General features: G+C 49.3%; 21 protein-coding genes and 1 other annotated feature. Of the genes, 12 read left to right on the forward strand and 9 right to left on the reverse strand.

Features of this window, described 5'->3' with window-relative positions:
* The first annotated feature begins 94 nt into the window (after positions 1-94).
* Positions 95-343 carry a YciN family protein gene (locus ACVA53_RS14990; RefSeq protein WP_255041321.1) on the forward strand — a complete coding sequence of 83 codons (249 nt, stop codon included), beginning with the start codon at positions 95-97 and terminating at the stop codon, positions 341-343.
* Between the two features lie 80 nt (positions 344-423).
* Here the strand turns inward: ACVA53_RS14990 and ACVA53_RS14995 are convergent, their stop codons facing one another.
* Together ACVA53_RS14995 and sohB are read right to left on the reverse strand one after the other, a co-directional pair.
* Entirely contained in the window at positions 424-840 is a 417-nt protein-coding gene (locus ACVA53_RS14995; RefSeq protein ID WP_446505504.1) for a DUF805 domain-containing protein, read from the reverse strand.
* Between the two features lie 26 nt (positions 841-866).
* Entirely contained in the window at positions 867-1,928 is a 1,062-nt protein-coding gene (sohB, locus tag ACVA53_RS15000) for a protease SohB (RefSeq protein ID WP_255041318.1), read from the reverse strand.
* 257 nt (positions 1,929-2,185) lie between these two features.
* Between sohB and ACVA53_RS15005 the strand changes: the two genes are divergently transcribed.
* Positions 2,186-2,947, forward strand: a complete 762-nt coding sequence (locus ACVA53_RS15005; RefSeq protein WP_255041316.1) for a YciK family oxidoreductase — start codon at positions 2,186-2,188, stop codon at positions 2,945-2,947.
* A gap of 165 nt (positions 2,948-3,112) precedes the next feature.
* Here the strand turns inward: ACVA53_RS15005 and ACVA53_RS15010 are convergent, their stop codons facing one another.
* From ACVA53_RS15010 to ACVA53_RS15025, 4 genes are all read right to left on the reverse strand, one after another.
* Entirely contained in the window at positions 3,113-3,808 is a 696-nt protein-coding gene (locus tag ACVA53_RS15010; RefSeq protein ID WP_446505505.1) for an HAD family hydrolase, read from the reverse strand.
* Positions 3,809-3,907: 99 nt separating this feature from the next.
* Positions 3,908-5,656 carry a putative 2-aminoethylphosphonate ABC transporter permease subunit gene (locus ACVA53_RS15015; RefSeq protein ID WP_255041312.1) on the reverse strand — a complete coding sequence of 583 codons (1,749 nt, stop codon included), beginning with the start codon at positions 5,654-5,656 and terminating at the stop codon, positions 3,908-3,910.
* Positions 5,653-6,714, reverse strand: coding sequence for a putative 2-aminoethylphosphonate ABC transporter ATP-binding protein (locus ACVA53_RS15020; RefSeq protein WP_446505506.1), 1,062 nt, complete (start codon positions 6,712-6,714; stop codon positions 5,653-5,655). Before ACVA53_RS15020 ends, ACVA53_RS15015 begins: the two co-directional genes overlap by 4 nt.
* Positions 6,715-6,821: 107 nt before the next feature.
* Positions 6,822-7,832 carry a putative 2-aminoethylphosphonate ABC transporter substrate-binding protein gene (locus tag ACVA53_RS15025; protein ID WP_446505507.1) on the reverse strand — a complete coding sequence of 337 codons (1,011 nt, stop codon included), beginning with the start codon at positions 7,830-7,832 and terminating at the stop codon, positions 6,822-6,824.
* Between the two features lie 257 nt (positions 7,833-8,089).
* Between ACVA53_RS15025 and ACVA53_RS15030 the strand changes: the two genes are divergently transcribed.
* The 3 genes from ACVA53_RS15030 (at position 8,090) to ACVA53_RS15040 (ending at position 11,689) form a co-directional block, all read left to right on the forward strand.
* Positions 8,090-9,004, forward strand: a complete 915-nt coding sequence (locus tag ACVA53_RS15030; RefSeq protein WP_446505508.1) for a LysR substrate-binding domain-containing protein — start codon at positions 8,090-8,092, stop codon at positions 9,002-9,004.
* A gap of 30 nt (positions 9,005-9,034) precedes the next feature.
* Positions 9,035-9,364 (forward strand): DMT family transporter, encoded by a 330-nt coding sequence (locus ACVA53_RS15035; RefSeq protein WP_255041307.1) that lies wholly within the window; start codon positions 9,035-9,037, stop codon positions 9,362-9,364.
* A gap of 504 nt (positions 9,365-9,868) precedes the next feature.
* Positions 9,869-11,689, forward strand: coding sequence for a metallophosphoesterase (locus tag ACVA53_RS15040; protein ID WP_446505509.1), 1,821 nt, complete (start codon positions 9,869-9,871; stop codon positions 11,687-11,689).
* 210 nt (positions 11,690-11,899) lie between these two features.
* On the opposite strand, the gene rluB is transcribed toward ACVA53_RS15040, so the two are convergent.
* From rluB to rnm, 3 genes are all read right to left on the reverse strand, one after another.
* Positions 11,900-13,030 carry a 23S rRNA pseudouridine(2605) synthase RluB gene (gene rluB, locus ACVA53_RS15045; protein ID WP_255044319.1) on the reverse strand — a complete coding sequence of 377 codons (1,131 nt, stop codon included), beginning with the start codon at positions 13,028-13,030 and terminating at the stop codon, positions 11,900-11,902.
* Between the two features lie 186 nt (positions 13,031-13,216).
* Positions 13,217-13,837: an L-threonylcarbamoyladenylate synthase gene (locus ACVA53_RS15050; RefSeq protein ID WP_255044320.1), complete on the reverse strand. Its 621-nt coding sequence runs from the start codon at positions 13,835-13,837 to the stop codon at positions 13,217-13,219.
* A 23-nt stretch (positions 13,838-13,860) separates the two neighbouring features.
* Complete coding sequence (gene rnm, locus ACVA53_RS15055; protein WP_255044321.1) at positions 13,861-14,727, reverse strand: RNase RNM; 867 nt, start codon at positions 14,725-14,727, stop codon at positions 13,861-13,863.
* 116 nt (positions 14,728-14,843) lie between these two features.
* Positions 14,844-14,936 (forward strand) — a sequence feature (Trp leader region).
* A 71-nt stretch (positions 14,937-15,007) separates the two neighbouring features.
* Here rnm and ACVA53_RS15060 point away from each other — a divergent pair.
* Genes ACVA53_RS15060 through trpA form a run of 7 tightly spaced genes read left to right on the forward strand, consistent with a single transcriptional unit; the run spans position 15,008 to position 22,686 of the window.
* Positions 15,008-16,021 (forward strand): bifunctional 3-deoxy-7-phosphoheptulonate synthase/chorismate mutase, encoded by a 1,014-nt coding sequence (locus ACVA53_RS15060; protein ID WP_255044322.1) that lies wholly within the window; start codon positions 15,008-15,010, stop codon positions 16,019-16,021.
* The gene (locus ACVA53_RS15065; RefSeq protein WP_255044323.1) at positions 16,018-17,634 is read left to right on the forward strand and encodes an anthranilate synthase component 1; all 1,617 of its coding nucleotides are present in this window, start codon (positions 16,018-16,020) and stop codon (positions 17,632-17,634) included. Before ACVA53_RS15060 ends, ACVA53_RS15065 begins: the two co-directional genes overlap by 4 nt.
* A gap of 10 nt (positions 17,635-17,644) precedes the next feature.
* Entirely contained in the window at positions 17,645-18,259 is a 615-nt protein-coding gene (locus ACVA53_RS15070; RefSeq protein ID WP_255044324.1) for an aminodeoxychorismate/anthranilate synthase component II, read from the forward strand.
* A 31-nt stretch (positions 18,260-18,290) separates the two neighbouring features.
* Entirely contained in the window at positions 18,291-19,301 is a 1,011-nt protein-coding gene (gene trpD, locus ACVA53_RS15075) for an anthranilate phosphoribosyltransferase (protein ID WP_446505510.1), read from the forward strand.
* 2 nt (positions 19,302-19,303) lie between these two features.
* Positions 19,304-20,674 (forward strand): bifunctional indole-3-glycerol-phosphate synthase TrpC/phosphoribosylanthranilate isomerase TrpF, encoded by a 1,371-nt coding sequence (gene trpCF / locus ACVA53_RS15080; RefSeq protein WP_446505511.1) that lies wholly within the window; start codon positions 19,304-19,306, stop codon positions 20,672-20,674.
* Between the two features lie 12 nt (positions 20,675-20,686).
* A complete protein-coding gene (trpB, locus tag ACVA53_RS15085) occupies positions 20,687-21,877 on the forward strand; it encodes a tryptophan synthase subunit beta (protein WP_255044327.1) in 1,191 nt (396 codons plus the stop codon).
* On the forward strand, positions 21,877-22,686 hold the full coding sequence (trpA, locus tag ACVA53_RS15090) for a tryptophan synthase subunit alpha (RefSeq protein WP_446505512.1): 810 nt from the start codon (positions 21,877-21,879) through the stop codon (positions 22,684-22,686). Before trpB ends, trpA begins: the two co-directional genes overlap by 1 nt.
* Positions 22,687-22,753 lie beyond the last annotated feature (67 nt).

The following is a 22,753-nucleotide window of genomic DNA, read 5'->3' on the forward strand; positions in this document are numbered from 1 at the left end:
TGCAAAATTTGTCATCCCGAATCAACTCAAATACACTTAGCCACCTTGGCCGGAGACTCAAACCGGCGAACTGCTATGAGATGAGAGAGACACAATGAGCACCAAAGAATCCATTGCAAATGATGAGCTGCTGATGATTGCCAACCAGCTAATCCAAGATCATGAAGCCTACATTGACGGTATGCGCGCCGACTCCGTTGAAGAGCGTGCCGGAGTATTGATTTTCAAAGGCGAGTATTTCCTCGATGACAACGGTCTGCCGACAGAAAAGACCACGGCAGTATTCAATATGTTCAAATACCTTGCCCACCAGCTTTCGCCGAAATTCACCCTCGGCAAGTAATGGTCCAAAACAAAAAATCAGCCCCGTCAAACGGGGCTGATTTATTCTAGCAATACAACATTTCTAGTGATGTAAAACGATTACATATCAATGGTCATCGTATCTTTGTCATCCTTGGACTCGTTGTCCGGCCCCGGCGGCGGAGCACCGCGGCCCTTAGGGTCGGCACCAAACTGATTATCACCTATAGTGCCATCTAAGATACCCAGTTCAACAATCACAAAGATCGGCCCTATCAACGGCAAGAAGGTCAGAATGATCCACCACGCGCTTTTATTGCGATCATGTAGACGCTTTACATTCAACGCCGCTGAGGCCCAGAACACAAATACCAAGACAATAATCGACAGAATATTAAGCAGCGGATTATCCGCGTTCTCCGGTGTGGTATAGAGAAACACCGGCAGCGATACCAACAGCACGGGAATGCTATACAACCAATAATCCCGACGACGCATCCGTCCCTGAAATGAAAACAAGGCCCACTTTTGACCCATCGTAACCTCTTTATACAATTGGACGTTTAAACAATTGGACGCTGACCACGGCTGATCCATTTCAGCAATACATTATCAGCGGCGTCGCCTGTTGCACCAGCCAGTTTTTCAGCCAGTTTCTTGCGCTGAACATAACGAACCTGCAGCACTTCGCGATCTTTACACGATAGGCTGATGTAGTCATCGCTAGTGCCAATCTCGTCCACCAAGCCCAGCTCAAATGCCTGCTTACCGAACCAGTGTTCCCCGGTGGCCACTTTGGCCAAATCTAGCGCAGGGCGGTGCTCAGACACGAATGCTTTGAACAGCCCATGGGTCTCTTCAATCTCGCTCTGGAACTTTTCGCGCGCTTTATCCGTGTTTTCTCCAAACATTGTCAAGGTACGCTTGAACTCGCCTGCGGTGATCTGCTCAAATTCAATATCGTTCTTCTTCAATATTTTATTGAAGTTTGGTAGCTGGGCTATCACCCCGATAGAACCAACAATCGCAAACGGTGCCGAGATAATTTTGTCGGCAATACACGCCATCATATAGCCACCGCTGGCAGCGACTTTATCGACAGAAATAGTAAGTTTAATCCCGGCAGCTTTTAGACGGTCAAGCTGAGAAGAAGCAAGGCCGTAACCATGTACCATACCGCCGCCGGTCTCCAGGCGCAGCAAGACTTCATCGCCTTCCATTGCCACAGCCAGAATAGCGGTAACCTCTTCGCGTAGTGAGGTCACTTCGCGGGCATCAATGCTGCCATGGAAATCCAAAACGAACAGGCGAGGTTCACGTGAGTGCGACAAGTCGCCTTCTTTGGCCGCTTTCTTCACTTCATTCTGCCTTGCCTTGTGCTTTTCTTTGTCTGCTTTCTTTTCAGCCTTGTCGCGAGCTTTGAGCAACGGCTTATCAAATAAGTGAGACTCCAGTTGATGCACCGTGTGCTTGTACTGCTCAGTCAGATCAGTGACCTCTAGCTCACCTTTCTGGCTACTATGATGGCCTTTCACACTTTTAGCCACCACCAGAATCGCGATGAATGCGACAACCACTGTGGCAATCTTGGCTAGAAACAATCCATAATCAAACAAAAAATCCAATGTCGAGTCCTCATTTATTGGCATTCAACCATTGTAACCAAGTTGTCACCTATACCGCTATCGCAATATAGCCAAACAGCTGCAATATAGACGCTTTTTGAAAGGGAGCATCATTACTGTAAACCTTCGTCTTGGATTGAATGCACTGACAACCCTCTGAATCCTGCACCTTGAGGTAACTTGGGTATATGTGCGTTTAAGCGAGAATAATTTGGGTATACAATGAGCTGACGAAAAAACCAATAAGGAAGTACACAGTGGATTATCAAGTCGCTGAAAACTCACTGAAAGATAGAGTTATTCTGGTAACCGGAGCGGGTGATGGAATAGGCCGCCAAGCTGCCATCAGCTATGCCGCCCACGGTGCAACCGTTATCTTGCTCGGACGCACCGTAGCCAAATTAGAAGCCGTTTACGATGAAATCGAATCGCAAGGCTATCCGCAACCCGCGATCATCCCAATGGACATGATGGGGGCCACCAAGCAGAACTATCTCGATATGGCCGAAACGATCGAGGGCCAGTTTGGCCGCTTGGACGGTGTGTTGCACAATGCCTCCCTGCTGGGCGTGCTCAGCCCATTCGATCAGCTTGGTGAAGATTCTTTTGATGATGTCATGCAGGTCAACGTCAAAGCCCAGTTCCTGTTGACCCAAGCCATTATGCCACTGGTCAAGAAAGCCGAAGACGGCCGCATTGTATTCACCTCATCGACCGTTGGCCATCAGGGCCGCTCCTTCTGGGGTGCCTATTCGATGTCTAAGTTCGCCACTGAAGGAATGATGCAGATTTTGGCCGACGAAATGGCCAATACCGCTGTGCGCGTCAATGCTATTAACCCGGGCGGTACTCGTACCGGTATGCGTGCCAAAGCCTTCCCGGCAGAAGACCCGTCATTGTTGAAAACGCCAGAGCAAATCATGCCGCTGTACCTCTACCTAATGGGCCCTGAAAGCAAAGACGTCAACGGCCAGTGTATTGATGCTCAGCCCAAGCGCAAACCGGGCGCCGCAAGTTAATTATCCATTGCGACTAATAACAGCAAGCTCCTACCTGGAGCTTGCTAACCCCACACCATATTCATGCCGTTACCTCAGGTGATAGACACGAACCCAATAGGAAACTTAGCTGGCGTGAAGCATTGCTAGTAAGCCATTAATCAAAGCCGTGTAAGCACTCATACTTTAGCCTACATTTGAGAGCTGCCATCTAAGCTGAGGCCATCCTCGTGTTATCGCTTCGGACTGTAACTTAGGACAACCATTAACAACTACAGGGTAATCCACTTCGAGCAACAGTGGCAGATCGTTTATTGAATCGGAATAGAAATGGATCGGAGTATAACTACCGTCATTCGCTTCTAGCCAGCGTTGCAGGCGAATGACCTTACCGTGTTGATAACTCGGAATGCCATCAATTTTTCCAGTGTAATAACCATTATCAACAACAAGATCGACACCTTCTGCATATGGAATACCTAGATAACGCCCCATCGCCTTGACTAAAAACGACGCACTCGCTGAAATAATCATGCAGGTAACATTTCGCGTTCGTAGATCCGCCAACAAGGTTTTGGCTTGCGGAAAAATGTACTGCGCAGCCTGTTCACTCACATAACGGTCAGCCAACGCATCAACCTGCTCAGCCGTCAGTGACATCAGCGGTGACAGACTAAATGCCATGTAAGCATCGAGATCCATTTTCCCTTGATAATAAAGATCCATCATCTGCTTGTCCTGAGCCAAAAAGCGGTCATCAGCCAATCCCAGCTCACTAACCACAAAGGCATGCCACAATACAGTGAGATCGTTGCCGATTAAGGTTTCGTCCATATCAAAGACAACAAGCTCCGTCGCCGCTTCAGGGGTTTTCATATTCATAAGGGTATACCTAACCGGAGGCAGCTATTTTACCTGCCTCGGTATCTAAAATTAGAGGGTTATTAGCGCATTGGTACAATACGCTAACGGGGGGAGTGTTTAGCGTGTACGCCAGCGCTGGGTGCGCTTAAGTAGCAGATGGCTAAAGGCGCCATGGATCAATCGAGCGATAGCTGAAGTCAGCATGATCATCACCGCCATGGCTGCTGCGGCCGCGGTATACCCCATCTCATCGAGGTGCATCACAGCAATCGACGCCAGTACATTATCTGTGGTGTACAGGAATATCACTCCAGAAGTGGTAGTCATCGCATTAACAAACAGGTAGCTACCTATATCTAGCAGAGCAGGTAGACCAACCGGAATAGAGATCTTCAAGAATGCCTTGTACTGCGGGATTTTTAGTGAAGCCGCCACCGCTTCGATTTCTGCTGGGATCTGTCGCAACGCTGTTAGTGCGGTCATATGACCGACTGTATAAAGGTGAACGACGGTACACACCACCAAAATAGTCATGGTGCCGTATAAATTGTTCATTGGATTAGTCGGCGAGTTGAAGAAGAAAATATACCCCAACCCCAGTACCATACCTGGTACCGCCATCGGCATCATTGCCATAAGGTGTAGAGCACTACGCACCGACCGCATTTCACGTCCTTTTTCGACACAGTATGCGACCAAAAAAGTAAACAAGGTACCAATCAAAGCCACCAGCAGAGCCATTTTCACTGAGTTGTAGAACGGCGCCCAACCATAGCTAATAAACCGGCCGAAATCATAGTTACCCAAAGTCAACGCCTTGTTGTAAGGCCAAAAACTAATCAGAGAGCCATAAAACGCCATCCCGATCACTACCATAATGGCGGTAGCAACAATCAGGCAGAACACAAATGCACCTCTATCTCGGACTTTATTTGGTGTTGGCTGGTAGATCACTGAGTTGGCACTCATCATGCTCTGCTGCTTTTTACGAATACGCGTTTCAAGAGCAAAAGATAACAGTGCAGGTAACAGCAGAACCACCGAGGTTACCGCCCCCATAGCAAAGTTATGCTGGCCAATCACCTGCTTGTAAATATCGGTCGCTAAGACGTTGTATTGTCCACCAATCACTTTAGCTACACCAAAATCACATACCACCAAAGTGAAAATCACCACCATGGCACTCATCAAACCGTATTTCGCGCCCGGTAAAGTAATGGTAAAGAAGGTGCGGATCGGTGAGGTGCGCATCACTCTTGCCGCTTCATACAGGCGGGCATCAGCAGTAGACAACCCAGTACTCATGATCAACAACGCATGCGGAAAACACCAGAAAACCAAGCCAAGTACTATCCCGATAGGACCATATATGCTGCTGCCCATCAGCCACGACTTCCAGATCCCCTGATTACCGAACAGGTAAACCAGGGAGATGGCCGGCAACAGTGACGGAGCCAATATCGGCAAGCTACCGACTAACTTGAACAAACGTTTCGCCGGCATACAGGTCCGAGTCAACGCATAGGCGTAGCAAAACGCCAGCAGTCCAACAACCGCCGAAACCACGATGCCGATAAATAAGGTGTTATAAATAGACTGGGTCAGCGCCGGATTATTCAAATAGTTTACGTAGTTCGCAAAACCAATGTACTCACCACTGCGATCCTGCACACTTTTGACAAACATCGCACCTAACGGGGCGATAAGACCAATGATCATCAGTAAGGCTGCCAATATCAACACGCCCCCCATCACCCATTGGTCAGTACTCATGCGGTTAAAAATCCCTTTAACCCGCTCAAACAGAGGCGTGGATGTCGGTGTAATTAGGTCGGACTCAACACTTATGACACTTTCGACACTCATGCTACTTCCCCCTCAAATACCTGACTATTTACGACATCCCAACTCAACGTGCACATTTCGCCTCGCGCAGGCAAGCCTTGCTTGGCCCGTTCTGCCGATATATCAACCTGTAATAACGATGAGTTATCACGCAGTTGACACTCTAGACGCACGAAAGAGCCCATAAATTCTATCGTCTTTACTGTCGCACCTAATCCTGGCTCAGACGGCTTACCTATACGAATTTGCTCTGGGCGCAATGCCAGTGTTGCATGACGGCCTTTAACATCCTGTGGAGAAGGTACAGTAATCCCCTCGATCTTAAGTTGGTCGCCATCGACCACATCTGCTGGCAGGAAGTTCATGGTTCCGACAAACTGAGCAACAAACTCAGACGCCGGGTTGTTGTATATCTCTTCCGGGGTGCCAACTTGCTCAACCACGCCGTGGTTCATCACCACAATACGGTCAGCCATCGTCAAGGCTTCTTCCTGATCATGGGTCACCATTATGGTGGTGATCCCTAGCTTACGCTGCAACTGGCAAATTTCGTGGCGCAGGTGGATACGTACTTTGGCATCCAGTGCTGATAGCGGCTCATCAAGCAACAGTAGACCGGGAGAAAGCGCCAAGGCACGCGCCAGAGCAACACGCTGTTGTTGACCGCCTGACAACTGGGCCGGGAATTTGTCTTCATAGCCGTCAAGGTCGACAAGGCAAAGCCATTCGCGCACTTTTTCCATTGCATGGTTTTTTTTCATGCCACGGTTAATTAAGCCAAAGGCTATATTGTCGGCCACGGTCAGGTTTGGAAATAAGGCATAAGACTGGAATACAATACCGAAATCACGCTGCTCAGGAGGCAGCACTGTCACGTCCCGACCGTTTTGCACGATTTGGCCTTCACTTGGTAATTCCAAACCAGCAATTGCGCGCAATAAGGTGGTTTTGCCACACCCTGATGGGCCGAGGAAACAAACAAACTCACCCTCTTTGATATCTAGAGAGATCCCTTTAAGGGCGGTGAAGTCGTCAAAGCGTTTTATTAGACGGTCAATATGCAGGTAACTACTAGTCATTTCGGTATTAAACTCTCTTTAAATACTGCATCCGACCCTACAGTCGGACACAGAGTAGACCGCCATCAAAAACAACGGCCTTGAAATTGTTTCATGGAATTTAAGGTTTATTTGGCGTCAGACTTCCCATCGAAGCGCTTAACCCACTCGCCGATAATTCGCTCGTAGTTGTCAGACGCCCAAGCAAAGTCATTCTCAATCATGAGCTCAGTGGCGTTATCAGGGTAAAACGCAACCGCTTCTGCTAGATGCGGCTTAGCAATAACTGGGTAGAACTTGTTGTACTGACGGTTAGCTTCTGCAGAAGCAGCAAAATCAATCAACTTCTGTGCGGCCGCCACTTTTGACGTACCATCAACAATCGCTGCTGCTTCCATATCCCAGCCCACGCCTTCGGTTGGGAAAATCATCTCAATTGGCGCGCCTTGTTGTTTCAACGTCGCACCGCGGAATGCAAACGAGATCCCCATTGTTGCTTCGCCAGTTGCTGCCAAATTACATGGCGCAGATCCTGAGTGCGTGTAGCGAGCGATATTGTCATGAAGGCCTTCCATGAATTCCCAGCCCTTTTCTTCACCGAACTGCTGCAGCCAACCTGAAACATCAAGGAACCCCGTACCAGAAGAAGCCGGGTTAGGCATTACAATGTGACCTTTGTACTCTGGCTTAGTCAGATCAGCCCAAGTTTGTGGCATCTCTAGACCATGTTTTTCTGCTTCTATCGTGTTAAAACAAACACCAGCAATCCATGCGTCCATACCAATCCAGTGCGGTACTTCACGGCTATCACGGAATTTCTCGTCCAGCTTTTCCAGACCTTGTGGCGCATAAGGAGCCAGCAATTCGTCTTTATCAAGCACCATCATGGACGTTGCTGCCAACCCCCAAATAACATCTGCCTGAGGGTTGTTTTTTTCTGCCAACAAACGGGCAGTCACAACGCTGGTCGAATCACGCATGAAGTTCAACTTGATATCTGGGTACTCAGCATTGAATGCCGTTTCCAACGCACGGATCTGCTCAATTTCAAAAGCGGTATAAACAGTCAGTTCTTCTTGAGCAAATGCAGCGGCACTAAATGTCGCGGCAACCATTGAAGCTAGCAAAATCTTTTTCATGACAATCTCCAGAAATAAATATTTCATTGCCACCATCAACCTAGGAAGCAATTAAGTTGATGCATAAGTTAACCATCAATAATTAAGGCAAAGTGACAGTAAAATGATTATTTAGACCTTTTTAGTTAAGCTAGGCTTAAATATCGAGTCATCGACATGTCACACACTTAAGTAAAACTATCTTCATCATTCGGTCATATTTATGACACTTACTCTTCTTACTGTGCTGACAGTTTATTCTCTGGAGTGTTGTTACTATGTTGCCCCCGCTAAAATCTCTGGTTGCATTCGAAGCTTGTGCTCGCCACCATTCAATTACCAAGGCTGCGCAAGAATTGCACGTCACTCAAGCTGCGATCAGTCAACATATTAAGGCTCTTGAGCAATATTTGGGGTTTGCATTGTTTAACCGTGAAAACCGTCGGCTAAAACTCTCTGTTCGTGGTCAGCAGTACTACCCTACTGTTCACCAGTCGCTACGCGCGATCAGTCACCAGACCAAAGCGCTAACCCACCGTAATGAACCTCAACAGCTTACGGTGAAGGTTAATACTTCATTCTGCTACTACTGGCTGTTACCACAACTGCAAGACTTCTGCCAACGCTATCCATTTATCCAGGTGAAGTTACACACTGAAGATTGGCCACAATTACAAGCCAACCAAACCAAAGTCGATATCGAAATCGTTAACGGGCAACCCAGCAAAGAGCTTCATTCTGAGCTACTTTGCAAAGAGTATTGGATAGCGGTATGCAGCCCTGAATTTAAAGCGCAACACAACGAAGAACTGGCGCAATGCGCTTTAGAGCAATTACCAGGGATTTATGTACGTGGCTACACCGAAGGCTGGCATGAATGGCTAAGCAGCAACACACTTTCTAGCTCCCCGCCATTACAACAATACGAAGTAGATAGTACTATGATGGGTTTGGAACTCGCGGCACAAGGAGCGGGTATAATGCTTTGTCGCTCACTCAATGCCTTGCCGCTGCTGCAGAGCAAACGCATCGTTGTATTTAATGACAGCACTATTTCATCCACTGATTGTCACTATCTGCAATATGAACGCAACCATGCACCACCGAAAGTCACCCTGTTTACTGGTTGGCTACAACAACGCTTTTTGGCGCTACAACCTGAAAAAGCACTAATCGATGCGCTGCAGCGCTAAATCTTTATTCAATGTGCAGGAGAAAATGATATGCACTACTTATTTTTGGCTGTTGCTATTATCGCCGAAGTTGCAGCGACCAGTGCCCTGGCAAAAACCGCTGGTTTTACCAAGCCTCTGCCCACGCTGCTTTGTCTTGGCTTCTACGCACTGGCATTTTCTTGCCTGGCCCAAGTCGTCAAGTTTATGCCTATCGGCATTGCCTATGCCATCTGGTGCGGGGCTGGAATCGTCCTGATCGCCGGTATCGCTTGGCGCGTCTACGACCAACGGCTCGACATACCAGCAATAATCGGTATTAGCTTTATTTTAGTGGGGACGGTAATTATTAATGCCTTTTCTAGCAGTGTGAGCCATTAAAAACTTTCAAGCCTGATGTTTTAATAATAATGTCAGGCTCACTGATAAAAGCCGTGATAAATATTCCACACTTAAACTTGACGGTTAAAAAATTGACATCCTTGTACGCTAGCAATTAATTATTTAAATTGCTTTTTAATCACCGTTTTCGTCTACGTTGACCTCCTTTCCTTAATCACGTATCTCGGTACCTATATCACAGCCCATACTTCTCACTCGCGTGATTACGGAGACTAAAAATACAATAACAACAACCAGTGACAGCCAAGTATTAACACACAAGCTAAGAAAACCATCTGATTATAAAATAGTAATACGTACTCTTTTTCTTATACATAAAAGAGTTATGACAGCCTGAGCATTAGTTTTTCTTAACCAAATGTATACAAACACTGAGAGGCAAAAACTCTAAATTGTAAACAATAGTGATTAATATAATCGCAAGCGACAAACGTTTATTTGATGCGCTTGTTATTTATTCTGCTTATTTAATCAGGCTTTTCGATGAAAAATAAAAACTTCAATAATTCCCGACGTAATTTCTTTCGCACAGCAAGTGGCGCGATCATATTGGGAGCCAGTGCTACAACATTAGTTGGTTGCGGAAGTAGCTCAAGCGACAATGGTGACGGTGACAACGGCGACAACACTCCGTTACTTACCCCTAAAGTAAAACAGCTAAGCGGTCGCTACATTGGTGCGCAAACAATTTACTTTGAAGATGTACCTGAGAATGTCGAGATTCGTTACACCCTAGATCGTTTTGAGCCAAGTCGTAGCGACAAGCTTTATAATCCAGCAGAAGGGATTACCCTTACCGAATCAAAAACTATCTGTGCTCGCGCATTCCGTGATGAAGAAGAGAGCGAGATGGTTATTCATAATTACCTCGTCAAAACAGAGGAAGAGCCGCTTTTTCGCATGATAGCGATGTCGGATACTGAGTTTCGTAACCTTTATGAGCCAGGCGTCGTTACTGGCTGGAACTCCCATTTTGACGTACTGCAACACTATATGCCTAACCCAGACTTAATCATCAATGCGGGTGATTTAATTGCCGATAATGACAAGACAACCGGTTGGACCCACTCACTGCTTCGCAACGTATTTGAGCAAAACATGAATCGTGTTGGCATGCTCGATACACAAGTGCTCTTGGCTCGAGGAAATCATGATGCTTACACAATGGATATGGTTAATAACTACCCTAAATCATGGTTCCCTATTGAGGATGAAAGTGAAAATGGTGGCTTCTATCATACTATGGTTAAGAATATTCATGTGATTGGCTATGACTCAAACCTCAGCAATACGCATGAGGCTCAGAACAGCTTTGTCGAACAAGCGTTACAGGACATTAAAAACTCGGCAGATTATAACGGCGAGCCAATTATCGTCCAAGCACACCACCCATTGCCAGGTGGCGTCTGCGGTGGCGCTTGGAATGGCGGAAACAGCATAATCAGAGACATTTTGAGTAAGCACCCTGAAGTCATTCACTTCTCTGGTCACTCACACTACCCACTGACCGATGATCGCTCCATCTTCCAAGATACATTTACCCATGTAAATTGTGCATCCCCATCCACTTATAACTGGCTTGACGGCTCAGGGGGTATCCACAAAGATGATCATCTTCGTGGTTACAACTATCATCCAATCTGGTCTTTACTCTTGGTTGAGATATACGAAGACCGCGTTGAGTTCGACCGTATTGCAATGGCTGCAGACCCTTATTTTATGGTTGATGTTGGTCGTCCTGATGCAGACTATAGTGACAACGAGTTGTCTCCATTATCGTTCCGCTCCGCTGGCGCACTATTAGGTGAGGCGTGGACATTTCAGTATCGTAACGAGGGGCTACAACAAACCGTTGAACTAGATAAATATAATCAGGCACGCCTGGATGTTTTCAAAAACACCAAGTTCCCATTCGAGCACAATATCAATCTTACAGCGAGCGACGGTGTGGCAAGGCTGTGGTTTAATAATGTACGCGGCCATATTACAGCCCCTCAGATGTATTATATTCGAGTATCTAAAGTAAATAGTGAAGGTAACGAAGGCGACCGCGTATTCGCACAAAGCATACTTTCTGACACCCAATTTGTGGGTACCCGTCAGCGCTTTGAAGGCGTCCCTTTGCACACGAACAACACCAACTTAGAGTATGGCGTTGAGTACTACTTAGTGCTGAATCCACAAGATTCTGCATCTAACTGGCATGATGATAGTGGTGTTCATGCTAAGTTTACCCTTGAGGGACTCGAGCAAGGTGAGTTTGAAGTGGTTCTCGGTGGGATTGCAGCAGCAACCGAAGCTTAGGTTAAATACCAAATTTCATCCTTTTCCCTATAAAATAAACGTATCACGCCTTTAATAATGGCCCTATATGGGCCATTTACCTCCAGCTATGAGTGATTAGCTCATAGACGACCCTTAATTCTGGTAAGCGACGAACAAAAAAGCAGCCATAGGCTGCTTTTTTAATTTATCGACTGTTTTTGCTGGGCTTACTTGCCTGAACGCGACTATTTACTTACGTGAACGAGGCTTGGCCGGCTTATTTTTCAGTGGATTACGACGATTCGCTGCATTACCTGACGGTTTGCGGCGAGAACCGTTGCTGTTCTCTTCACCCTGGTTACGGCGGTTCGCTGTATTGCCTGACGGCTTACGGCGTGACTCGCTGTTATCTTCACCACGGCGGTTAGATACATTGCCTGACGGCTTACGGCGCGATTCGTTGCCGCTCTCTTCACCTTGGTTACGGTTCGTTGAGCGACGCTGGTCTTGACGTCCACCTCGGCGACCGCGGCCGCTATCATCGTTCAAACGTTCTTCATGGCGACGCACTGCACGACGGATTTGGCGAACGCCACGCTTGCGCTTCTGGCCTTCAACCGTCAGCATGGTTTCTGTTTCAGGTGGTAGCTCTACTTTCTCGCGAAGGTAGTTCACCTCGTTAAGCTCAAGCTCCATCCAGCCACCGCGCGGAAGATCTTTGGTCAGGAAGATGTCACCGTAGCGAACACGCTTCAAGCGACTTACTGTCACGCCTTGCGAGTCCCACAAACGACGAACCTCACGGTTACGACCTTCAGTGATCACCACGTAGAAAGTATGGTTCATACCTTCACCGCCAGCGTAAACCACGTCTTCAAAACGTGCCATACCATCTTCAAGTTTCACACCCTTAACCAGGTTGCGAACCATATCTTCTGTTACTTCGCCAAATACACGTACCATGTATTCACGCTCAACACTACGGCTTGGGTGCATTAGGCGGTTAGCCAATTCACCGTCAGTTGTGAACAGCAACAAACCTGCCGTATTGGCATCAAGACGACCTACTGATACCCAGCGACCACCGTCAAGACGCGGCAAACGATCAAATACCGTACGGCGACCTTCTGGGTCATGACGAGTACACAACTCACCTTCCGGCTTGTTGTAAGCCATCACACGGCACACTTCTTCTGAAGATGACACCAGTTGGATGTTGTGGCCATCAATGCGAACACTGACTGACAGATCATCCAGTCGGTCGCCGAGTTTGGCTACCTTACCGTCGATACTAACTCGACCGTTCTGGATCATTAATTCGATTTCTCGGCGAGAACCCTGGCCAGAACGCGCCAGTACCTTCTGTAATTTTTCACTCATTAGACAAACCTTTGTCGCCTTCACAGGCGTCGAAATATCATCATGCTTTAAGCCATCTTAAAGCGATGGCGGATTATGCCAAAAGCTTAGCTGAGATACCACAGAAAACACCGTAAACATGCGGTATTTCCTATCATACCTCACCCACTAAACAATCAGATGCATACCAACAGATGAACAGGAAGATCACTCAAATGGCGATGGATCACCGGCGCCAACCCGTGCTACTTCCATGCCATCATTACTGAAGTCAATCACCGTAGTCGGTTGCTCACCGAGGTATCCGCCATTGATAATCAAATCCACCGCATGCTCTAGCTTGTCGCGGATATCTTCTGGATCAGCTTCGGTGGTTTCGTTACCCGGTAAGATCAATGATGTCGACATCATCGGTTCACCCAGCGCATCAAGCAAGGCCAATGCAATTGCATTATCGGGCACACGAATACCAATGGTTTTTCGCTTCGGATTCATTAAACGGCGCGGTACTTCCTTGGTGCCCTTGAAAATGAAGGTGTAGGCGCCCGGCGTGTTGTTACGTAACAAGCGAAATGCTGCATTATCAACGCGGGCATACAAAGATAACTCAGAAAGATCACGGCATAGCAGGGTAAAATTGTGCTTATCGTTCAAACGGCGGATCTGACAGATCCGCTCCAATGCCGATTTATTCTCCAACTGGCAACCAAGGGCATAACCAGAATCGGTAGGGTAAACGATCACCCCACCATTGCGGATGATTGCCACGGCCTGGTTGATCAGGCGTACTTGCGGCGTTTCAGGGTGAACATAAAAAAACTGACTCATTCTTCCTCCATAGGAAATGCAGCCTAATCGCGCACTTCCTCATCTATGCGTTTCTTCTCAACGCTCCAGTCCTGCCAGACTTCCGTTACCCCCTTGGGCAACCACAGGTTGCGACCAAGTTCGGTCCATGGCGAGGCATAATGAAAATCAGAGCCTTGTGAAGCGAGTAACTTATAATCCATCGAGTAATCCCCGAGCAGGCGTCGCTCCTGAGGTGACTGTTGAGGCTGAGATACTTCCATGGCATCCCCTTTAGCTTCAACAAACGCGCTTAGCATGCGTTTTTGCCATTTCGCAGTCATGTTGTAACGGCCCGGATGGGCCAGCACCGCCTGTCCGCCAGCTTGATGGATAGCCTCTACGGCCTCAGCCATCGAGCACCAATTCGGCGGCACATAACCAGGGTTATTGCGGGTTAGGAATTTTTTAAACACAGCCTGCATCGTTTTGGCGTAACCTTGCTCGACAATCCACTGGGCAAAATGGGACCGGGTTAAGGTTGCACCATTGGCAATCGCCTTGGCCCCTTCCAGTGCCCCCGGCATCCGGTTTTTCTCTAGGCGCTCCCCCATCATGACAGCACGCTCTGCCCGGCGCTGAAACTGCTCTTCTATCAAGCGAACCATGACAGGGTGTTCAGGGTCAATATTCAAACCGACAATGTGAATATCAAAATTTTGCCAAAGTGTCGATATTTCAATGCCTTTGATGAGAGTTAGAGGCAGTTTTTTAGCCTCTATTGCCTGCTCGGCAGCGGCGAGACCTGCCACTGTATCATGGTCGGTAATGGCCAAGACATCGACGCGGCGCTCTACCGCACGCGAAACAAGTTCTTCCGGTGACAGCCGTCCGTCTGATGCGGTGGTATGGCTGTGTAAATCAAACAACATAAATTATCTTCTTGACTTTACATTAACGAACTAGTCTACTAGTACGCAGTTACCCAGTATTACACTGAAAGGATATTTACATGGTACAGCAAATTCATCATCAGCTCCGCGCTTTCTCAATTTGGTGGTGGCACTTCCCAACGCGGGTGGTGTGATTAGCTGTGCCTTAAACAGATAACACAAACCCGCCTTGACGCGGGTTTTTTTGTAGCCAAATTCAGCCAAAAAAGAATTTTACCAGAGCGCCACCATCAACCAGCGCCCTGAAAAGGAAAAGAATATGATCATCGTACTCAAGCCAAATGCAACTGAACAACAAGCCAAAGAAATCCTTGCCCGCATCGAAGAAGCCGGTCTAAAGCCACTCTACATGCCGGGTGTTGAGCGTATTGTCCTCGGTGCGCTAGGCGATGAGCGTGTTCTCCAGCAACTTCACCTTGACGCTTACCCGTGTGTAGAAAACGTCAAACCTATCCTGACCAAATACAAAATGGTGAGCCGTGAAGTGCAAGCCCACGACACCGTGGTACGCTTTGGCAATGCCGCTGTTGGCGGTGACAAGTTTGCCGTTATCGCCGGTCCTTGCTCTGTGGAATCGGAAGAGCAGCTTCTGAGTGTAGCCGAAATGGTGAAGAAACACGGTGCCGTAGCCCTTCGCGGTGGCGCCTACAAACCACGTACCAGCCCATATGATTTTCAGGGCATGGGCGTTGAGGGTTTGAAACTGCTGAAACAGGCCAATGAACAGCTGGGTATCCCGACCGTATCGGAAGTGATGGAAGTCAGCCAGATGGATTCGATGTGTGAATATATTGACTGTCTTCAGATTGGCGCACGCAATATGCAGAACTACGCCCTGCTAAAAGCAGTCGGTGAAAGCAACAAACCGGTCTTGCTCAAACGCGGACTTTCAGCCACTATCGAGGAGCTGTTACTCGCGGCGGAATATATCTACGATGCAGGCAACCCGAATATTATCCTGTGTGAGCGTGGAATCCGTACCTACGAGACAGCAACACGTAACACATTGGATTTGAACGCAGTGGCTTACCTTAAGCAACGTACCCACCTACCGGTCGTTGTTGACCCTAGCCACGGTACCGGCGTCCGTGAACTGGTGATCCCACTATCACGTGCCGCTGCAGCTGTTGGTGCTGATGGTATTATCGTCGAATCACACCTTAACCCGTGTGAAGCCTTGTCGGACGGCCACCAGGCACTGACCGGTCCAATGTTTGAACAGTTGATGCAAGAGTTAAAACCGTTTGTAGAAGCGGCAGGGAGAACGCTGTGAATACTACCCCACTAGGTGTCGGCGAGCTGGAACTACTCAGCCTCGATGTACCCTATGTTGCGGATCCGACGGAGCTATATTACTCCGTCTGTGGCGACCGCCCACATAACCTATTGCTAGAGTCGGCTGAGATCGACTCCAAACAAGACCTGAAGAGTTTAATGCTCATTGATGCGGCAGTGCGGATTGTCTGCCGCGGCAAGGTGGTCACCCTTGAGGCCCTGACCGATAACGGCCTGAATGTACTGCAAACATTGGAAGGCAAGATGCCGACCGATATCAATGCAGCACGCCAAGGCCGCGAACTAACACTGACCTTCCCGTCGGCAGAGCGCACCTTGGATGAAGACAGTCGCTTGCGCCAAACGTCATCGTTTGACGCGCTGCGAATGATCCAGCATGCCTTTAACATTACCGGTCATCCTCGCGAAGCCTTATTCCTAGGTGGCCTGTTTGCCTATGACGTGGTTGACGGCTTTGAGCCGTTACCTAGCGTCAAGCAAGATAACCGCTGCCCGGATTACCTGTTCTACATTGCAGAAACCCTGCTGGTCATCGACCACCAGCGTCGCAAAGGCAAGCTTCAGGCAACCCTGTTCGGGGGAGATGAGTACACCTCGAGCTATTTCGAGCTGAGCCGTCGCCTACAGCACATCAAAGAAGCCTGTCTGGAGCCAATGCCGCTCCCTGCTGCCGTGCTACTGGATGAATGCGAGCCGGTCGCCAGTGTAAGCGATGAAGATTTTTGCCAGCAGGTCGTTGATCTGAAAGAACATGTTATTAAAGGTGATGTGTTCCAGGTGGTACCTTCTCGTCAGTTTACTCTGCCATGTCCGTCACCGCTCAATGCCTACAAAGAACTGAAGGTCGGCAACCCAAGCCCATACATGTTCTACCTGCAAGACGCTGATTTCACTGTTTTTGGCGCCTCTCCGGAAAGTGCACTCAAATACTGTACCGAGAGTAACCAAATTGAGATCTACCCGATTGCCGGTACACGGCACCGCGGTAAGAATGCTGATGGCTCTATCAACCTCGACCTTGATGGCCGTATTGAGCTTGAACTGCGCTGCGACATGAAAGAGAACGCCGAGCACATGATGCTGGTTGACTTGGCCCGTAACGATGTTGCCCGTATCAGCGAGCCGGGTAGCCGCTATGTCGCCGATTTACTCGCGGTAGACCGCTACAGCCATGTAATGCATTTGGTCTCACGCGTTGTCGGCCAGCTACGCGGCGATCTGGACGCCCTGCACGCTTACCAAGCCTGTATGAACATGGGTACCCTGACTGGCGCACCGAAAATCCGTGCCATGCAGCTTATTCGTGAAGTCGAACAACGCCGCCGAGGTACTTATGGTGGTGCTGTCGGTTACCTGACCGGCCATGGTGATATGGATACCTGTATTGTGATCCGCTCGGCCTATGTCGAAGATGGCGAAGCCAGTGTTCAGGCGGGTGCTGGCGTGGTTTATGACTCCATACCACAAGCTGAAGCTGATGAGACCCGTGGGAAAGCGCAGGCGGTGATCGCCGCGATTCGCAAGGCACACCGTGCACCGATTGCCAATGAGCACAATGCCAGTACCACCAATGCAAGCAAATCGCGCTAAGGAGCCACTGATGTCCCAACCCCATATTGTACTGCTTGATAACTTTGACTCCTTTACCTACAACCTGGTTGATCAATTCCGCTCGCTAGGTTGTGAAGTAACCATTTACCGCAACAGCCTGACGGTCGAACAAATGGAGCAGGCGTTGGCAGAAAAGAGCAATCCGGTACTGGTGCTGTCACCGGGCCCGGGCGCACCCGCTGATGCAGGCTGTATGCCAGAGCTGATCAAGCAGGTTCGCGGCAAAGTGCCGATGATCGGCATTTGTCTTGGCCATCAGGCCATTGTTGAAGCTTATGGCGGTAAGGTTTCGGGTGCAGGCGAAATCGTCCATGGCAAGTCAGCCATGATGAGCCACACCGGCCACGACGTCTTCGGCGAACTGCCAAGCCCATTGTCAATTGCCCGCTATCACTCACTGGTTGCCGAAACGGTACCAGAGAGCCTGAATATCATTGCCGATGTCAACGGCTTGGTCATGGCGGTGACCAACGATGAGGATCGGGTGTGTGGCTACCAGTTCCACCCTGAGTCAATCCTCACCACCCAAGGAGCCCAGCTACTGACCAATACGCTGGAGTGGGTCACATCGTCACCGACCGACAATAATGAGCCGAACCAATAATCAGCCGGTATAGACAACAAGGATTTTATTTATGGATGCGACCATCTACACCATTGCCAACAAGCTTTATGACCAGCAAGCATTGACCCAAGAAGAAAGCCAAACCCTGTTTGATGCCATCATCAAGGGTGAAGTCGAGCCTGTACTGTTGTCTGCAGTATTGACGGCACTGAAAATCAAAGGCGAAACGCCGGCAGAAATCGCCGGAGCAGCCAAGGCATTACTGGCCAACGCCAATCCGTTCCCAAGCCCTCAATACGACTTTGCCGATATCGTCGGGACTGGCGGTGACGGAGCCAACACCATCAATATCTCAACCACGGCGGCTTTTGTTGCAGCAGCGTGTGGCGTAAAGGTAGCCAAGCACGGCAACCGCGGCGTATCGAGCAAGTCGGGATCTTCAGATCTACTTGATAAGTTCGGCATTAATCTCGCTATGAAACCAGAAACAGCCCGTGAAGCCCTTGACGAACTGGGCGTGTGTTTCTTGTTTGCCCCTGAGTACCATGGTGGTGTTCGCCATGCGATGCCAGTTCGCCAGACCCTGAAAACCCGCACAATTTTCAACGTACTAGGTCCATTAATTAACCCTGCTCGCCCTAACATCGAGCTGATGGGTGTATACGATGCTTCACTGGTGCGTCCGATTGCCGAAACCATGGCCGCCATGGGCATGAAACGCGCCGCCGTTGTTCACGGCAGCGGCTTGGATGAAGTCGCTATCCATGGCGAGACCACGGTCGCTGAAATCATCAATGGTGAGATCACCGAATATACCTTAACGCCGGCTGATTTCGGCCTGGAAAGCCACCCGCTTGAGGCAATCAAGGGTGGAGAGCCTGACGAAAACCGTGCCATTATTACCCATATCCTGACTGGTAAAGGGACTGATGCCCAAATGGGAGCAGTTGCGGTCAACGTCGCTCTTCTGCTTCGCCTATTCGGCCATGAAGATCTCAAAGCCAATACCGAGAAAGCAATCAATGTCATGAAGTCTGGCAAAGCCTTTGAGCTTGTCGGCCAACTAGCAGCACGAGGTTAAACATGGAAACGGTTCTAGCAAAAATTGTCGCTGACAAACGTATCTGGGTTGATGCACGCAAAGCCGAGCAACCGCTCGAGACGTTCAAAGATAGCCTGAAGCCAAGCGATCGCAGCTTCTACGACGCGCTCTCGGGTGATCAGGCGGCATTTATTCTGGAATGTAAAAAAGCGTCACCGTCCAAAGGTTTGATCCGCCAAGATTTCGACCTCGGCATGATTGCCAAGGTGTACAACGGCCATGCCAGTGCTATCTCTGTACTGACCGACGAAAAATATTTTCAGGGTAACTTTGATTTCCTACCAGTGGTACGAAACCAAGTTCGCCAACCTGTGCTGTGCAAAGACTTCATGATTGATACTTATCAGGTCTACTTGGCGCGCCACTACAATGCCGATGCCATTTTGCTGATGCTGTCGGTATTGAACGACGATGAGTACCGTGAGTTGGCCGCGGTTGCCAAGCAGCTTAGCCTAGGGATCCTAACCGAAGTCAGCAACGAAGAAGAGCTGGAACGTGCCATTGCCCTCAAGGCCAAGGTCGTGGGGATCAACAACCGCAACCTGCGTGACCTCAGCATCGACCTGAACCGCACCAAAGAGCTGGCCCCTCGCCTACCGGAAGAAACCATTGTGATTTCCGAATCGGGGATCTACAACCACCAGCAGGTACGTGAGCTGTCAGCTTACGCCAACGGCTTTTTGATCGGCAGTTCGCTGATGGCAGAAGACAACATCGAGATGGCAGTTCGTCGCGTCCTGCTTGGCGAGAACAAGGTCTGCGGCCTGACCCAAGCTGACGATGCGGCAGCCGCTTACCAAAGCGGAGCCGTCTACGGTGGCCTGATTTTTGTCTCCGGTTCACCACGCCAGGTTGATATCGAGCAAGCCCGTATGGTAATGAGTGGCGCACCACTGAAATATGTTGGTGTTTTCCGTAACGCCGATCCACAAGCGGTGACCAAGGCAGCAAAAGCGCTCTCGCTATCAGCTGTTCAGCTCCATGGCGATGAAGATCATGATTATGTTACGGCTTTGAAGGGCCAACTGCCCGCTGAGTGTGAAATCTGGAAAGCACACGGTGTAACCGATAATGCACCGGTATTGACGGAATGGCAGGTCGACCGCCACTTGCTCGACAGCAAGGTTGGAAGCCAGTCTGGCGGAACAGGCATTGCCTTTGACTGGAGCCTGATCCCCGATGAGCAAAAACAAATCACCATGCTCGCCGGAGGGCTTAATCCAGACAATGTCTGTGAAGCGGCAAACCTTGGTTGCCAAGGACTCGATTTGAACTCCGGGGTAGAAAGCGAGCCCGGCAAAAAAGACCCAACGAAATTGAAAGCGGCTTTCGCGGCTATCAGAAAGTATTAAGGAAAATAAACCATGAGTAAGATAAGTGCCTACTTCGGCGAGTTCGGTGGTCAATACGTACCACAGATCCTCGTCCCTGCATTGGACCAACTAGAAGCCGCTTTTACCGAAGCCCAGCAAGATCCTGAGTTCCAAAAAGAGTTTATCGACCTACTAAAAGATTACGCAGGTCGCCCTACTGCTCTGACGTTATGCCAGAACCTCACCAAGGGCACTAAGACGAAGCTGTACCTAAAGCGTGAAGATTTGCTGCACGGCGGTGCGCACAAAACTAACCAGGTACTTGGTCAAGCACTGCTGGCTAAGCGCATGGGCAAAGACGAGATCATTGCCGAAACCGGTGCTGGTCAGCACGGTGTAGCAACCGCCCTAGCCTGTGCACTACTAGGTCTAAAGTGTCGCGTCTATATGGGCGCCAAAGACGTTGAACGCCAAAGCCCAAACGTGTTCCGTATGAAGTTAATGGGCGCAAAAGTGATCCCTGTACACTCTGGTTCGGCGACCTTAAAAGATGCATGTAACGAAGCGATGCGTGACTGGACCGCGACGTATGACAAGGCGCACTACCTGCTGGGGACCGCTGCCGGCCCTCACCCATTCCCGACTATCGTACGTGAATTCCAGCACATCATCGGCGAAGAAACTAAAGCACAGATCCTTGAGAAAGAAGGCCGACTGCCTGATGCGGTTATCGCCTGTGTCGGCGGTGGCTCTAACGCTATCGGTATGTTCTCTGATTTCATCCAAGAGGAAAATGTAGGCCTGATCGGCGTCGAACCGGCTGGTAAAGGGCTAGATACCGACATGCACGGCGCACCACTGAAGCACGGTAAACTGGGTATTTTCTTTGGTATGAAAGCCCCTTTGATGCAGGACGAACATGGCCAGGTTGAAGAGTCTTACTCGGTATCAGCAGGTCTGGACTTCCCATCGGTTGGCCCACAGCACGCCCACCTCAATGCCATTGGCCGCGCGACTTACGAAGCGGTTACCGATGACGAGGCACTTGATGCTTTCCAAGAGCTGGCTCGCAGCGAAGGGATCATCCCAGCACTTGAGTCCGCTCACGCACTGGCCCATGCCTTGAAGATGATTAAAGAAGATCCAGAGAAAGAACAGCTACTGGTCGTTAACCTGTCAGGCCGTGGCGATAAAGATATTTTCACTGTACACGATATTTTAGACGCAAAAGGAGTGCTGTAATGGATCGTTACCAAGCCCAATTTGAACGCCTGGCGGCGAAACGCGAAGGCGCATTTGTTCCTTTTGTCACTATCGGTGATCCGAATCCGGAACAATCATTGAAAGTTATCGAGACCTTAGTAGAAGCAGGCGCTGATGCCCTTGAACTGGGGATCCCATTCTCCGATCCTCTGGCTGATGGCCCAACGATTCAAGGCGCAACTATCCGTGCCCTTGAATCTGGCACCACTCCAACGGTCTGCTTTGATCTGCTGAGCCAAATCCGAGCCAAATACCCAGAAATGCCAATCGGCCTGCTGATGTACGCTAACTTGGTGTTTGCCAACGGCATCGAAAACTTCTACCAAAAATGTGCCGAAGCCGGCGTTGACTCGGTATTGGTTGCCGATGTACCGGTGAAAGAATCGGAAGAGTTCCGCCTTGCGGCAGCCAAGTATGGTATCCACCCTATCTTCATCGCGCCACCGAATGCCGATGAAGCTACGCTTAAAACCGTGTCTGAGTTCGGTGGGGGTTACACCTACCTATTATCACGTGCGGGCGTAACGGGGACAGAAACCAAAGCGGGCGCGCCAATCAACCATCTGCTTGATAGCCTCAAGGCACACAATGCACCACCAGCCCTGCTTGGTTTTGGGATTTCCGAACCACAGCAAGTTGCCGACGCAATTGAGTCTGGCGCAGCAGGTGCAATTTCTGGCTCAGCCGTTGTTAAAGTGATTGAGAACAATCTTGATGATCATGATGCGATGCTAAGCGCAATGCACAGCTTTATCAGCAACATGAAAGCAGCTACACGTAAACACTAACAACCTTTAGCTCGCCATTCCCACGACAAGCCGTCCCAAAGTCACTTTGTGGACGGCTTTTTCTATG

Source organism: Photobacterium sp. DNB23_23_1 (assembly GCF_052873815.1).